The 14,161-nt window shown below is 41.7% G+C and carries 15 protein-coding genes; 8 read left to right on the top strand and 7 right to left on the bottom strand.

Annotation, left to right across the window (positions count from 1 at the left end):
• The first annotated feature begins 49 nt into the window (after positions 1-49).
• Positions 50-961 carry a ketopantoate reductase family protein gene (locus tag BGM23_RS14265; RefSeq protein WP_038427635.1) on the top strand — a complete coding sequence of 304 codons (912 nt, stop codon included), beginning with the start codon at positions 50-52 and terminating at the stop codon, positions 959-961.
• 33 nt (positions 962-994) lie between these two features.
• On the opposite strand, the gene BGM23_RS14260 is transcribed toward BGM23_RS14265, so the two are convergent.
• The 3 genes from BGM23_RS14260 to mreBH form a co-directional block, all read right to left on the bottom strand.
• Positions 995-2,227 carry an aminopeptidase gene (locus BGM23_RS14260; RefSeq protein ID WP_003232341.1) on the bottom strand — a complete coding sequence of 411 codons (1,233 nt, stop codon included), beginning with the start codon at positions 2,225-2,227 and terminating at the stop codon, positions 995-997.
• A 108-nt stretch (positions 2,228-2,335) separates the two neighbouring features.
• Positions 2,336-2,470 carry a protein YkpC gene (locus BGM23_RS14255; protein WP_003238865.1) on the bottom strand — a complete coding sequence of 45 codons (135 nt, stop codon included), beginning with the start codon at positions 2,468-2,470 and terminating at the stop codon, positions 2,336-2,338.
• Between the two features lie 100 nt (positions 2,471-2,570).
• Entirely contained in the window at positions 2,571-3,578 is a 1,008-nt protein-coding gene (mreBH, locus tag BGM23_RS14250; RefSeq protein ID WP_029727190.1) for a cell shape-determining protein MreBH, read from the bottom strand.
• A 283-nt stretch (positions 3,579-3,861) separates the two neighbouring features.
• On the opposite strand from mreBH, the gene abhA reads away from it, so the two are divergent.
• The 5 genes from abhA (at position 3,862) to ade (ending at position 9,076) form a co-directional block, all read left to right on the top strand.
• Positions 3,862-4,140 (top strand): transcriptional regulator AbhA, encoded by a 279-nt coding sequence (abhA, locus tag BGM23_RS14245; protein ID WP_003244728.1) that lies wholly within the window; start codon positions 3,862-3,864, stop codon positions 4,138-4,140.
• 189 nt (positions 4,141-4,329) lie between these two features.
• Complete coding sequence (gene kinC, locus BGM23_RS14240; protein WP_003232333.1) at positions 4,330-5,616, top strand: two-component sensor histidine kinase KinC; 1,287 nt, start codon at positions 4,330-4,332, stop codon at positions 5,614-5,616.
• Positions 5,617-5,631: 15 nt separating this feature from the next.
• Positions 5,632-6,459 (top strand): gamma-glutamylcyclotransferase family protein, encoded by an 828-nt coding sequence (locus tag BGM23_RS14235; protein ID WP_003232330.1) that lies wholly within the window; start codon positions 5,632-5,634, stop codon positions 6,457-6,459.
• Positions 6,460-6,521: 62 nt separating this feature from the next.
• The gene (gene ktrC / locus BGM23_RS14230; protein WP_003222311.1) at positions 6,522-7,187 is read left to right on the top strand and encodes a Ktr system potassium transporter KtrC; all 666 of its coding nucleotides are present in this window, start codon (positions 6,522-6,524) and stop codon (positions 7,185-7,187) included.
• Positions 7,188-7,342: 155 nt separating this feature from the next.
• Positions 7,343-9,076 (top strand): adenine deaminase, encoded by a 1,734-nt coding sequence (gene ade / locus BGM23_RS14225; protein WP_032721495.1) that lies wholly within the window; start codon positions 7,343-7,345, stop codon positions 9,074-9,076.
• A gap of 33 nt (positions 9,077-9,109) precedes the next feature.
• Here the strand turns inward: ade and rnjA are convergent, their stop codons facing one another.
• Complete coding sequence (gene rnjA / locus BGM23_RS14220; protein ID WP_003245660.1) at positions 9,110-10,777, bottom strand: ribonuclease J1; 1,668 nt, start codon at positions 10,775-10,777, stop codon at positions 9,110-9,112.
• Between the two features lie 5 nt (positions 10,778-10,782).
• Positions 10,783-10,992, bottom strand: a complete 210-nt coding sequence (gene rnpZA, locus BGM23_RS14215) for an RNA polymerase subunit omega 1 (protein ID WP_003222303.1) — start codon at positions 10,990-10,992, stop codon at positions 10,783-10,785.
• A gap of 385 nt (positions 10,993-11,377) precedes the next feature.
• Between rnpZA and BGM23_RS14210 the strand changes: the two genes are divergently transcribed.
• Positions 11,378-12,151 carry a Cof-type HAD-IIB family hydrolase gene (locus BGM23_RS14210; protein WP_015715823.1) on the top strand — a complete coding sequence of 258 codons (774 nt, stop codon included), beginning with the start codon at positions 11,378-11,380 and terminating at the stop codon, positions 12,149-12,151.
• Between the two features lie 35 nt (positions 12,152-12,186).
• On the opposite strand, the gene def is transcribed toward BGM23_RS14210, so the two are convergent.
• Complete coding sequence (gene def / locus BGM23_RS14205) at positions 12,187-12,741, bottom strand: peptide deformylase (protein WP_029726528.1); 555 nt, start codon at positions 12,739-12,741, stop codon at positions 12,187-12,189.
• A 109-nt stretch (positions 12,742-12,850) separates the two neighbouring features.
• A complete protein-coding gene (locus tag BGM23_RS14200; RefSeq protein WP_003232317.1) occupies positions 12,851-13,009 on the bottom strand; it encodes a YjcZ family sporulation protein in 159 nt (52 codons plus the stop codon).
• Between the two features lie 213 nt (positions 13,010-13,222).
• Between BGM23_RS14200 and BGM23_RS14195 the strand changes: the two genes are divergently transcribed.
• Positions 13,223-13,894, top strand: a complete 672-nt coding sequence (locus BGM23_RS14195; RefSeq protein ID WP_014476698.1) for a YkyA family protein — start codon at positions 13,223-13,225, stop codon at positions 13,892-13,894.
• The last annotated feature ends 267 nt before the right edge of the window (positions 13,895-14,161 follow it).

The following is a 14,161-nucleotide window of genomic DNA, read 5'->3' as shown; positions in this document are numbered from 1 at the left end:
GAGATTTCTCTGCTTTTTTTGATACCTAAATATGAAAGGAGATCACAACATGAAATTTTTGGTTGTCGGAGCAGGTGGAGTAGGTGGGTATATTGGCGGACGGCTTTCGGAGAAAGGAAATGATGTGACATTTCTCGTGCGCCAAAAACGAGCTGAGCAGCTTAAAAAAACCGGGCTTGTCATCCATAGTGAAAAAGGGAATGTATCATTTCAGCCCGAACTAATCAGTGCCGGAGAAACAGGGCAATTTGATGTCGTTATCATTGCTTCTAAAGCATACTCGCTTGGTCAAGTGATAGAGGATGTCAAACCATTTATCCATCAGGAATCTGTCATTATCCCTTTTTTAAATGGGTACCGCCACTATGAGCAGCTATTTGCGGCATTTTCAAAAGAACAGGTGCTGGGCGGCCTGTGTTTTATAGAAAGTGCTTTAGACAACAAAGGAGAAATTCATCATACGAGCGCATCGCATCGTTTTGTATTTGGAGAATGGAACGGCGAGCGTACGGAGCGGATAAGAGCGCTTGAAGAGGCATTTTCAGGTGTGAAGGCTGAAGTCATCATTAGCGGGCATATCGAGAAGGACATTTGGAAAAAGTATCTCTTTATTGCAGCGCAAGCGGGGATCACAACGTTATTTCAACGACCGCTTGGCCCAATCCTCGCCACAGAAGCCGGACGTCACACGGCCCAAACTCTTATTGGGGAAATTTGCGCTGTTTTACGAAAAGAAGGTGTTCCGGCTGATCCGGATCTTGAGGAAGAGAGCTTTCGTACGATGACCAGCATGTCTTACCATATGAAGTCCTCCATGCTTCGGGATATGGAAAACGGCCAAACGACTGAAGGAGACCACCTGCATGGATTTTTGCTTGAAAAAGCAAAACGTTTATCTCTCGCTGCACCAGTATTAGAAACCGTTTATGCGAATCTGCAAATGTATGAAGCAGAAAAATAAAAAAAGGAGGCGAAAAAGCCTCCTTTTATTTACTTAAAAAGCCCAATTTCCGTTTCTGAAGATAGGCTCTCTTTTCCCGTCTGCCGTAATTCCGTCAATATTCATATCCTTAGAACCGATCATAAAGTCCACGTGTGTAATGCTTTCATTTAGGCCTTCTTTGACAAGCTCTTCACGAGACATCTGCTTTCCGCCTTCAATATTAAAGGCATAGGCGCTTCCGATCGCCAAATGATTTGACGCGTTTTCATCAAACAGCGTGTTATAGAAAAGAATGTTTGATTGTGATATAGGTGAATCGTAAGGAACAAGTGCCACTTCACCTAAATAGTGAGAACCTTCATCTGTTTCCACCAGTTCTTTTAAAATATCCTCACCTTTTTCAGCTTTAATGTCGACTATACGGCCATTTTCAAACGTCAGGGTGAAATTTTCAATAATATTTCCGCCGTAGCTTAATGGTTTTGTGCTTGATACCACTCCGTCAACCCCGTCTTTTTGCGGCAGCGTGAACACTTCTTCTGTCGGCATATTGGCCATAAACTCATGGCCGCTTTCATTCACGCTTCCCGCACCTGCCCAAACATGCTTCCTAGGCAGCTTAATTGTTAAATCAGTTCCTTCAGCTTGATAATGTAAGGCAGCGTAATGTCTCTCGTTCAAATGGTCAACTTTTTCATGAAGATTCTGGTCATGATTGATCCACGCCTGAACCGGGTTGTCTTCATTTACGCGCGTCGCTTTAAAAATTTCTTCCCACAGAAGGTGGATCGCTTCCTCCTCTGATTTGCCAGGAAACACCTTGTGAGCCCAGCCTGCTGATGCCGCACCTACGACAGTCCAGCTGACTTTGTCTGATTGAATATATTGTCTGTATGTATGTAATGCTTTGCCTGCTGCTTTTTGGAATGCCGCAATCCGTTTGGAATCTATACCTTTTAGCAAGTCTGGGTTTGACGACACAACAGAAATGAAAGCAGCTCCATTTTTGGCAAGCTCTTCTCTGCCTTTTGCTTCCCATTCAGGATATTCTTCAAATGCTTCAAACGGCGCAAGTTCGTATTTTAATTTGGCTACTTCGTCATCCTGCCAATTCACGGTGACGTTTTTTGCGCCCTTTTCATATGCGTGTTTTACAATTAAACGGACAAAATCCCGAACGTCTGTTGAAGCATTTACGACTACATACTGGCCTTTTTGGACATTAACGCCGACTTCTACCGCCAGCTGTGCATATGTATTTAATTTCTGTGAAAATGAATCCATGAATCATTCCTCCAAGCTTTTTTCTCATCATATCAAATATGATCCTATAAAGGAAAGAAGGAGCCCAAAGTGAAAAACCCAAAACGACACGTCTTGGGTTTTTCAATATTATGGATGATTCAGTTTTACAGTGCCGCCTGCAGGCGAATGGGGCATATTTGCCAAAGAAATGCTCATGCCTCCAAGAATAATTCCGCTTAAAATGGCTGCGATCGCTACTCTTCTTCCTAAATCTCTTAGCATCTGTTTCCTCCTTAACGTTTCTCCATTTCCCACAATATGAAGGAAGTGAGGAAAAAAGAAGCAAGAAATTTGCCGCGTGTGAGAATTTTGCGGGTAAAGACTATTTAATTGCCTTTTGCAGCTTATCAATCACTTCTAAAGAACGGCCTGTGCCGATTGCTACAGATTCAAGCGGGTTTTGCGCCACGTGTACAGGCACGACAATCTCTTCTGCGAGCCATTCTTTAATTCCATTAAGGAGCGCACCGCCGCCTGTTAAAATAACGCCGCGATCAACAATATCTCCGCTCAATTCAGGCGGACAGTCCTCAAGTGTCGCTCTGATGGCTTCAAGAATATGCAGGAGGGATTCACGCATTGCATCTTGAATTTCGTTGGATTGAAGCATAATGGTTTTTGGAAGACCTGTCACGAGGTCGCGTCCCCGAATTTCCATTGCCTCTGGTATATGTTCAATCAGAGCATGGCCAATTTCCATTTTTACCTGCTCAGCTGTGCGTTCGCCGATCAGCAAATTGTATTTTTTACGGACGAAAGAAACGATATCCTCATCAAGCTGGTCTCCGCCGATCCTGATAGAATGGCAGGAAACAACGCCACCGAAGGAAATAATAGCGACCTCTGTCGTCCCTCCGCCGATATCTACTACCACATTGGCAACCGGCTCATCAACCGGTAAATCCGCTCCGATGGCGGCTGCAACTGGCTCTTCGATTAAATGAACGTTTTTCGCGCCGCAATTTTTCACCGCATCACTGATGGCGCGGCGTTCTACTGCTGTTGAGCCTGATGGTGTGCAAACGACTACGTTCGGTTTTCTGAACGACATGCCGATGCTTTTTGCTGCTTTTTTCATAATGTGCTTTAGCAGGTCAGTTGTCATATCATAGTCTGCGATCACGCCATCTTTCATCGGTCTGACAGCGACAATTTTTCCCGGTGTTTTACCGATCATGTTTTTCGCGTCAGCTCCGATTGCAAGCACTGCTTTTGTCGTCGTATCCACTGCGACAACAGATGGTTCATTTAGGATAATCCCTTTATTTTTGCTGTAAACAAGTATATTAGCTGTTCCTAAGTCAATCCCGATTTCAGTTGATTGAAACATGTTTTCACCCAATCTCTATCCTAATTTAATATGATTCTACATTTAAAGTTTCTCAGAAATACTGCGATTTTTGGGGGTGTGCGTCGGTAAAGAAATGTTTTTGTAAAAAATCAAGGAACTGTGTAACAGAAGTAATACATTTTTCGGTTTTATGGAAAAAATATCTTGTAATTCTTATAGAAAGCGGGAAACTTTTTCAAAGTTTCATTCGTCTACGATATATTGAGGTACATCCTTAAAACATTACATGAGAAAAGAAACATTTAAAGGAAGAAGGGTTTTTATGAAATCAATAGGTGTTGTGAGAAAAGTAGATGAATTAGGCCGCATTGTCATGCCGATTGAGTTGAGACGGGCATTGGATATTGCCATAAAAGACAGCATTGAGTTTTTTGTTGACGGAGATAAAATTATCTTGAAAAAGTACAAACCTCATGGCGTTTGTTTAATGACTGGAGAAATCACTTCAGAAAATAAAGAATACGGCAACGGTAAAATTACGCTAAGCCCTGAGGGTGCACAGCTGCTTCTCGAAGAAATTCAAGCCGCTTTAAAAGAATAAAATTATGCTAAAAAAGGCGGAGTGATATCATCTCCGCCTTTTTTGCGTGCCAATTTTTGATTACCGCCGCCTAAGATAAGACATCAAGATATTTGGTAATGAATGATTTGGGATACTTTACATATTTTACTCAATTATTTGTCGAAGAATGGTACAATAAGTAGAGAAACACAAGCGGCAGGTGGTCATATGAGAAAATATCAAGCTCGTATCATTTCCATCATTTTGGCAATGATTTTTATAATGTTTTGGGATTATTTATTTTATTTTATAGGCAAAAACCCGATTAATTGGCCTGTTGATATTGTGTATACTGCAGTCACGCTGGTAAGTGTCTGGATGTTGGCTTATTATATTGATGAGAAACAGCAGCTGGTTAAGAAAATGAAGGATAACGAATGGAAGTATAAACAGCTTTCTGAAGAAAAAAACCGCATCATGGATAATTTGCAGGAAATCGTATTTCAAACAAATGCAAAAGGCGAAATTACATATTTAAACCAAGCGTGGGCATCTATAACCGGGTTTTCAATCAGTGAATGTATGGGAACAATGTATAACGATTACTTCATAAAAGAAAAGCACGTAGCCGACCACATTAACACCCAAATCCAAAACAAAGCGTCTTCTGGCATGTTTACGGCAAAATACGTGACAAAGAACGGCACGATTTTTTGGGGAGAAGTTCATTATAAACTTTACTATGACCGGGATGACCAATTTACAGGCAGCCTGGGTACAATGTCAGATATCACTGAGCGGAAAGAGGCTGAAGATGAGCTCATTGAGATTAATGAACGGCTGGCGAGGGAATCCCAGAAACTATCAATCACAAGTGAACTTGCCGCAGGTATTGCTCATGAGGTCAGAAACCCTTTAACATCTGTCAGCGGTTTCCTCCAGATTATGAAAACACAATATCCGGACAGAAAAGACTATTTTGACATCATCTTTTCAGAGATTAAAAGAATCGATTTAGTGCTCAGCGAGCTGCTGCTGCTTGCAAAACCGCAGGCAATCACATTTAAAACACACCAGCTTAATGAGATCTTGAAACAAGTCACGACATTGCTTGATACCAATGCCATTCTGTCCAATATCGTCATAGAGAAAAATTTCAAAGAGACAGATGGCTGTATGATTAATGGAGACGAAAATCAGCTGAAGCAGGTCTTTATCAACATCATTAAAAACGGAATTGAGGCAATGCCAAAGGGCGGTGTCGTCACCATTTCAACTGCTAAAACCGCCTCTCATGCAGTGATAAGCGTAAAGGATGAAGGAAACGGCATGCCGCAGGAAAAGCTGAAGCAGATTGGCAAACCTTTTTATTCAACAAAAGAAAAGGGCACTGGACTGGGACTTCCCATTTGTTTGAGAATCCTGAAGGAACATGACGGGGAATTGAAAATCGAAAGTGAAGCTGGAAAAGGCAGCGTCTTTCAAGTGGTTTTGCCTTTAAAATCAGACAGCTGAGAGGAGAAAAATAAAGTGAACTCGCTTCTGTTTGTATACGGGACATTAAGAAAGCATGAAAAAAACCATCATTTGCTGGCACAATCGGCATGTATCAATGAGCAGGCGAGAACAAAGGGAAGTTTGTTTGCTGCAAAAGAGGAGCCCACAGCTGTTTTAAATAGTGAAGGCTATATATACGGCGAAGTATATGAAGCAGATGAATTGTGTATACATAAGCTCGATCAATTTTTTCAAGGATATCATAAACAAACGGTGTTTGTAGAAACGGATGTCGGGATTAAAAATGCGCTTATTTATTTTATGAACAAAGACGGGTGTGCCGGTTTTACGAAAATAAGCAGCGGCGACTGGAAAGAACATCAGATGATCAGCAAATCGAAAAATCCCATTTATTATTTTGCCTACGGATCATGCATGGATAATGCCCGCTTTCAAAAAGCGGGAGTCGATCACTATTTTCAAGATCCAGTAGGAAGAGGTGTTTTAAAAGGATACACAACTCGCTTCACGCTAAAAAGGGATGACGGTTCAAGAGCGGACATGTTGGAAGACGGAGGAACAACAGAAGGCGTTTTATACCGTATTCCTTATTCTGCTCTCTCCTATCTATATAAAAGGGAGGGTGTCGAATCTCTTACGTATCGGCCGGCATTTGTAGACGTTGAAGCTGGCGGAAGGCACTACAAAGACTGCTTAACCTTTCTCGTCCTCCAAAAAGAAGCGGAAATTGCCCCGCCTCAGCACTATCAGATTGAAATCGAACGCGGAGCGGAGCTGTATTTGTCGCCTGAGTTTACTGAAAAGCTCAAGCGGCATATGAATTCGCTGCCAAAAGGATAACACTGTAACAAAAGAATATGATAAAATTTGATCAATATCATGTCATATAAAGGAGCACCACGATGAAAAAAGAATTTGCGGTAATTGGGCTGGGCCGTTTTGGTGGCAGTATTTGCAAAGCATTAAGCGAAGAAGGCGTCGAGGTTATGGCAATGGATATCGATGAAGATAAAGTCAACGAGTATGCCAAGATTGCATCTCACGCAGTTATCGGTGATTCGACAGACGAATCTGTCCTGAAAAATTTAGGCCTGCGAAATTTTGACCACGTTATTGTAGCAATCGGGGAAAATATTCAAGCGAGTATTTTAACGACACTCATTCTGAAAGAACTTGGCGTCCATACGATTACAGTTAAAGCGCAGAACGATTATCACGAAAAAGTGCTGTCTAAAATTGGCGCGGATCACATCGTCCACCCAGAACGCGATATGGCAAAACGAATTGCGCATAATATCGTGTCCAACAATGTACTTGACTATTTGGAGCTGTCTGAAGAGCATAGTCTTGTTGAAATCGTAGCTAACAGCCGCCTGGCTGGAAATACACTTCTCGATTTAGATATTCGCGCAAAATACGGTATTAATATCGTAGCCATAAAAAGGGGCAAGGAAGTCATCGTATCACCGCTTGCAACCGAAGTCATCCACCAAGAAGATATACTCATTGTTATTGGATCAGTTACAGACATCTCCCGTTTTGAAAAAAGAGTTCTTCATACTAAATAGCAGTCAAATAAGCCGTCCTCAAAGGGCGGTTTTTCGTATTATCAGAATATAACAACTTTAATGAACTGAGCGCCAATTTCTTAAAATTTCATTGACTAAGCACAGGCGTTCCGATAGCATATTGTACCATATAATAAAAAAGAGGAGGGGCCTATTTGAATAAAGAAGCGCTAGTCAATAGGCTGAATGCTTCAGCCAAAAGACAAAAAGCTGATATCGTCATTAGGAACGGAAAAATCATGGACGTATATAATCAAGAATGGATATATGAAGATATTGCGATTACAGATGGAGTTATTGTAGGCCTCGGTGAGTATGAAGGTGAAAATACCATTGATGCAGAGGGACAAATGATTGTTCCGGGTTTTATTGATGGACATGTACATATTGAGTCGTCAATGGTTACACCGATTGAGTTCGCTAAAGCAGTGTTGCCTCATGGCGTGACGACGGTTGTTACAGATCCGCATGAGATCGCGAATGTGTCTGGTGAAAAAGGGATTGTGTTTATGCTTGAACAAGCTCAGCATACACCGCTGAATATCCATTTTATGCTTCCTTCCAGTGTGCCTGCCGCAAGTTTTGAGCGATCAGGCGCAATTCTCAAAGCTGCCGATCTCAAGCCTTTTTATGAAGAAGAAGAAGTATTAGGGCTGGCTGAAGTTATGGATTATGTGTCGGTTCAGCAGGCTGAAGAAGACATGGTTCAGAAACTGCTCGATGCCCGTGTGGCAGGAAAACGGATAGACGGTCATTTAGCTGGTTTATCAACAGACCTCATTAACATTTACAGAACCGCCTTTGTCTTAAACGACCATGAAGTAACATCGAAGGAAGAAGCCCTTGATCGTATCAGAAGAGGCATGTATGTCATGATGCGTGAAGGATCAGTCGCCAAAAACACGCTCAATGTGCTGCCGGCGGTAAATGAAAAGAACGCACGCCGGTTCTTTTTCTGTACGGATGATAAGCATGTGGATGATTTATTGTCAGAGGGAAGTGTAAACCATCAGGTGAAAATGGCGATTCAAGCCGGACTTGATCCGTTTTTAGCCTATCAATTAGGAAGCCTCAATGCGGCCGAATGCTACGGATTAGATACAAAGGGAGCGATTGCCCCGGGTTTTGACGCTGATTTGCTCTTTGTATCTGATCTGGAAAATGTCACTGTCACAATGACGATGGTAAAAGGGCAGACTGTTGCTGAAGACAGCAAAGCGGTCTATCAGGATCATGCTTCAACTGCAGCACCAGATCAGGCACTGCTTGATTCTGTTAAGCTTGCTGCTCCTCTTAACAAACAGGATTTTCATATGCCAATCGATTCAGAGCAGCAAATCAATGTCATTCAAATCATACCAAATCAGCTTGAAACACGATTAGTACAAGTTCCGGCTCCTGTTGCCCGCGAATTTGAGCCTGACACTGAGTTTGATTTGTTAAAGATTGCAGTTGTCGAGCGGCATAAAGGATTAAAAGAAACCGGACTTGGTGTTGTGAAAGGTTTTGGATTCAAGAGCGGAGCGATTGCCACAACCATTTCACACGACTCCCATAATATTATTGCTGTCGGAACGAATGATGAGGATATCGCGGCGGCAGTTAATAAGCTGCAGGAAATTGGCGGAGGATTAACGATTATAAAAAATGGGGAAGAGCTCCATTCAGTACCGTTGCCGATTGCAGGGTTATTATCCGACCAATCTGCAGAGCAAGTGAATCAAAGCTTGCTGACGCTTCATGATAAATTGCCGTTAATCGGTTTCACAGGCGGATTTAATCCATTTTTGACATTGTCGTTTTTAGCTTTGCCTGTCATTCCTGATATTAAAATGACGACTACGGGATTATTCGATGTAAAATCATTTCAACACATATCACTGCAATAAAAAGAGGCACTCCCTTAGGGAGTGCCTCTTTTTTTAAACCTCCATAATGATCGGCAGGATCATTGGACGGCGCTTTGTTTTTTCGTACAAGAAAGGCGCAAGAGTGTCTGTAATCTCGTTTTTGATTTCAGACCATTGAGTCGTTTTTCGTTCCATTACTTTTTGTAAGTGATTTGAAATGAGCTCTTGAGCGTCGTTGATCAAGTCGCCAGATTCTCTCATGTACACAAATCCTCTGGAAATCAAATCTGGACCCGCTGAAATCTTGAAGTCGTCCATGTCAATGCTGACAACAACGATGACAAGTCCTTCTTCAGAGAGAATTCTGCGATCACGAAGTACGATATTGCCAATATCACCGATACCGCTTCCGTCAATGTACACTGAACCGGACGGGATTTTTCCTGCAACTGAAGCCTCATCGCCTTTAAGCGCTAATACTTCACCATTATCCATGATAAAGCAGTTTTCCTCTGGGATGCCACAATCTGTTGCAAGCTTGACATGCATCTTTTGCATTCTGTACTCACCGTGAATCGGCATGAAGAATTTAGGCTTGATTAAACGAAGCATCAGCTTCTGTTCTTCCTGTCCGCCGTGACCGGATGTATGGATATCGTTAAGAGGGCCGTGAATAACCTCAGCACCCGCACGATACAGCTGGTTGATTGTTCGACTCACGCTGATTGTGTTGCCTGGGATAGGGGATGAAGAAAATACGACCGTATCCCCAGGATTGATTGAAATTTGGCGGTGTGTGCCGTTTGCAATTCTTGATAACGCCGCCATTGGTTCCCCTTGGCTTCCTGTACATAAAATTGTTACTTTATTAGCAGGCATACGATTGATTTCGTTATGCTCAATAAACGTATTTTTAGGACAGTTAATATAACCGAGTGTCTGTCCAATTTCGATAGCCGATTCCATACTGCGTCCAAATACGGCAACTTTTCTTCCATTTTGTACAGCAGCTTCAATTACCTGCTGCAAGCGGTGAATATTCGACGCAAATGTAGCAAAGATAATTCGGCCGTCCACCTTGCGGAAAATGTCATGAATGCTTTCTCCTACACGACGCTCAGACATGGTAAACTCCGGATTTTCACTGTTTGTGCTGTCTGAAAGAAGGCACAAAACGCCTTCTTTACCGATTTCGGCCATTTTCGTTAAGTTTGCCGGCTCGCCGACTGGAGTAAAGTCGAATTTGAAATCCCCAGTATGTACAATGTTTCCGGGCGGCGTTTTTACAACAATGCCGTAGGAATCCGGAATACTGTGTGTTGTTCTGAAGAATGACACAGCCGTTTTGCGGAACTTTACAATATCATCCTCGCCGATAATGTTCAGTTTCGTCTGTCTCAATAATCCATGCTCTTCAAGTTTATTCCGAAGTAAGCCGATCGCGAGTTTTCCGCCGTATACAGGAATATTCACTTGTCTGAGCAGGTATGGAATACCGCCGATGTGGTCTTCGTGCCCGTGGGTGATAAAAAGCCCTTTAATTTTATCTTCGTTTTTGACTAAATACGTATAATCAGGGATGACGTAGTCAATTCCGAGCAGTTCGTCCTCGGGAAACTTGATCCCCGCATCAATCAGTACAATTTCATCCTGGAATTGCACCGCGTACGTATTTTTACCGATTTCGCCCAAACCTCCGAGGGCGAAAACAGCAGTCTGATCATTTTTTACAAATTTCATACCGCTCATAACTCCAATACTTTAAAATTTTCGCTCTGTTGTTCATATTCTAAGAATGCACCATCAACAGGTGTAATAAACTCAATATTAAATTTCTTTTCTTTCAGCTTTGTTCTGACGTCACGCTCAGATACGCCTTCAATATAAAGTGAATCTGTCTTTTCCCGAACAGGTACTTCGTCAGCCTTCTCTTGATAAAATACCTTATAAATCATTCCAAATCTCTCCTTAAATGCCGTATGTTAGACTCGCTCATTCTATTATATTCGAAAACGGAATATAAGGAAAGCCTTGAGCAAAATAAGGATCTCTCAAAAAGTGAAAGATCCCTTGTCAGGCAATTGCTTTCTTACGGAGCATTCCGTTCCATTGTCTTCTGAGTTTCTTTCTTAATTTACGCAGCATTAGCCAGTCCCTCCTTTAATGAAAAATTTGTCCCAGAGTTCTTTTATACAAATAGTATACGGAGATTGAGGAAGACTTTTCGTGGTTATTAATGGAATTTAATATGATTTTTGAACGAAATTGTTTGCTGAATGACAATCTTTTTGTATGATGAGGGTGGGAATTGCAGACCAAGACGATAAAGGGGAAGTTGCGATGGATTCTAAATTAATCTTTTTTGATATTGACGGCACAATATATGATCATGATAAGAATATACCGGAAAGTACGAGAAAAACCGTGGCGGAGCTGCAGCGCCAAGGGCATCATGTGTTTATTGCCAGCGGCCGGTCTCCATTTTTGGTTAAGCCGATTTTGGAGGAGCTGGGCATCCACTCATTTATTTCCTACAATGGACAGTTTGTTGTCTTTGAAAATCAAGTGATTTATAAAAATCCGCTGCCTAAAGATGCAATCAGGCGATTATTAAAGCAGGCGGATGAAGGCAAGCATCCTGTTGTGTTTATGGCTGAGGACACGATGAAAGCGACTGTTGCGGATCACCCTCATGTTCTCGAGGGAATCGGCAGCCTTAAAACCGATTACCCAGAGACCGATGACCTTTTTTATGAAGGAAAAGAAATTTTTCAGCTTCTTTTATTTTGTCAGGATGAAGAAGAAAAAGCTTATGCCGCTTTTCCTGAGTTTGATCTAGTTCGCTGGCATGAGCTATCGACTGATGTTCTGCCGCACGGAGGTTCGAAGGCAGAAGGAATCAAAAAAGTGATTGAGCGTCTTCCGTTTGATATCGGCGATACATATGCTTTCGGCGACGGATTAAATGATCTGCAAATGATTGAATATGTTGGGACAGGCGTTGCTATGGGAAATGCTGTTCCCGAACTGAAAGAAATCGCGGACTTTGTAACAAAACCGGTGGACGAGGATGGAATTGCATACGCTGTCAAAGAATTGGGCCTTTTAAAATAAAGAAACGGCTGGCATTGTGCCAGCCGCTTTTTCTATTAGCGCTCAATTGCGAGTGCATTTTCAGGTTCTTTGAAAGGATTTTCCTTATCAATATGATCATAGAACATAACGCCGTTCAAATGATCGATCTCATGCTGAAACACAATAGCCGGAAATCCTTTTAAACGAATATCAATATTTTCGCCTTCTAGTGTTGTTCCTTTTACTCTGATACGAGAATAGCGGGGAACATAACCGGGAATCGCTTCATCCACAGAGAGGCAGCCCTCGCCGCTTGTTAAGTAGCTTTTTTCAACTGAATGGCTGACGATCTTAGGATTAAACAGAGCATAGCTGTATAATTTACCGGAAGCATCTTCCGCATGAACGGCGATCATTCGTTTTTTGATATTAATTTGAGGAGCTGCGAGCCCTACGCCAGGGCGCAGCTTGTATTTTTCGGCTAATTCAGGATTTTGGCTGTTTTTAACAAATTCGATCATGTCGGCCAGCTGCTGTTTTTCTGCATCAGTTGGAGGCAGCTCAACAGGTTCGGCAGTCTCTCTGAGGGCTGGATGGCCGTCACGTACGATGTTTTCCATAGTAATCAAGAAACTTCACTCCTAAAGCTTAATATGTAAATTATATCGGATTTCTTCACAAAGGTGCAACGAAACGAATGACCAGCCGTATATGGCTGGTCAATTTCATGCTGTGTGGTTAGCAACAGCCTCCGCCTAAATAAGCAGCTCCGACAATGATTAACAGAATGAATAAAACAACGATTAGCGCAAAGGTGCGGCCGTATCCATATCCGCAGCCACCATATCCGTAACCACCATAACTGCAGCAGCCTCCGCCGTAACCATATCCATACATATTACATAACCTCCTCTTTTAATTACGCCAGAGCCTTTATAAGTAGGCATAGCGTCTAATATAACCTATGTAAAAACAAAAAAGTTGTATGGTCATCTGTCCTGATTTTTCACTTTTTTGATTTAATTTCAGTATTGCATTAATACAGCACGACTATTGCCAAATGTCCCCATGGATTCTATAGTGGAAATTGTCAAGATTGGGGGATTTAACGTGAAAGACGCAATAAAACGGCGGCCTGGAATGAAGATCGGAGCTTTTTGTGCCATGGCACTGATATTAACAGGATGCATGGGACAGGACCCGGTTGATTCACTTCATCATTCGTTAGAAAAAGCCGCGGAATCGGAAAAGCCGTTTCAAGAAGAACAAAAAACACTCAAAGAATTAGAGGCCAAAGAAAATCAGCTTTACGATAGTGTTATGAAGCTCAATATGGATGATTATAAAAAAATTGTTGCTTTATCTAATAAGGCGCTTGAAAATGTCAGCAAGCGCGAAGAACACCTAAAGCTTGAAAATGACAGCATGAAAAAATCGGAAACAGAATTTGAGGAAGCAAAAACGTCAGCGGAACATATTAAGGAAAAAGACATAAAAGAAAAGGCCGATGCTGCAGCAAACCATATGGAGAAAAGATATACATCATATGGCACTATGTATAAAGAGTATAAAAAAGCGCTTGAGCTTAATAAAAAACTGTATATGCAGCTGAAAGACAAAGACTTGACAAGAGATGATCTGGATCAGCAGATCGATAAAGTCAATGCTTCTTATGAAAAGATCCTTAAATATAGCGGAGAATTTAATGAACAAACCGAAAAATACAATAAAGCCCGGGAAGATTTATATGATGCTGCAGGCTATCGTGTGAAAAAGAGCTGACTCGATCAGCTCTTTTTTGAATGAAATGCGATTCGGATTTCATTCAAAATTTTCATTTCTATTGTAGTACAGCATAGTAAGGTATACTAGTACAGTTTTGGGCGCGGTTGGCATCTGTTTTTTTGTTGAAAATGTAAAGCGAATACATTTATTGAAAATCAGCGATGAAAACGATTGACGGTTCTTCTTTATTTGGTGTAAACTAATCCATGTTAAGCGGTGTTGTATTAGTTTTTTACAACTTCGAAATAATACAGTTCAAAGCAG

The sequence above is a fragment of the Bacillus sp. FJAT-14266 genome, assembly GCF_001719225.1.
GTDB lineage: Bacteria > Bacillota > Bacilli > Bacillales > Bacillaceae > Bacillus > Bacillus subtilis.
Note: the sequence above shows the minus strand (reverse complement) of the source record. Positions and strands in the feature narration are given on the sequence as shown.

Excerpts from the sequence above, each read along its gene's own strand:
- rnpZA (WP_003222303.1), bottom strand. The coding sequence starts at position 10,992 with ATGATTTATAAGGTATTTTATCAAGAGAAGGCTGACGAAGTACCTGTT.
- rnjA (WP_003245660.1), bottom strand. The coding sequence starts at position 10,777 with ATGAAATTTGTAAAAAATGATCAGACTGCTGTTTTCGCCCTCGGAGGT.
- abhA (WP_003244728.1), top strand. The coding sequence starts at position 3,862 with ATGAAATCAATAGGTGTTGTGAGAAAAGTAGATGAATTAGGCCGCATT.
- mreBH (WP_029727190.1), bottom strand. The coding sequence starts at position 3,578 with ATGTTTCAATCAACTGAAATCGGGATTGACTTAGGAACAGCTAATATA.
- BGM23_RS14200 (WP_003232317.1), bottom strand. The coding sequence starts at position 13,009 with ATGTATGGATATGGTTACGGCGGAGGCTGCTGCAGTTATGGTGGTTAC.
- BGM23_RS14210 (WP_015715823.1), top strand. The coding sequence starts at position 11,378 with ATGGATTCTAAATTAATCTTTTTTGATATTGACGGCACAATATATGAT.
- BGM23_RS14260 (WP_003232341.1), bottom strand. The coding sequence starts at position 2,227 with ATGGATTCATTTTCACAGAAATTAAATACATATGCACAGCTGGCGGTA.
- kinC (WP_003232333.1), top strand. The coding sequence starts at position 4,330 with ATGAGAAAATATCAAGCTCGTATCATTTCCATCATTTTGGCAATGATT.
- ktrC (WP_003222311.1), top strand. The coding sequence starts at position 6,522 with ATGAAAAAAGAATTTGCGGTAATTGGGCTGGGCCGTTTTGGTGGCAGT.
- BGM23_RS14265 (WP_038427635.1), top strand. The coding sequence starts at position 50 with ATGAAATTTTTGGTTGTCGGAGCAGGTGGAGTAGGTGGGTATATTGGC.
- BGM23_RS14255 (WP_003238865.1), bottom strand. The coding sequence starts at position 2,470 with ATGCTAAGAGATTTAGGAAGAAGAGTAGCGATCGCAGCCATTTTAAGC.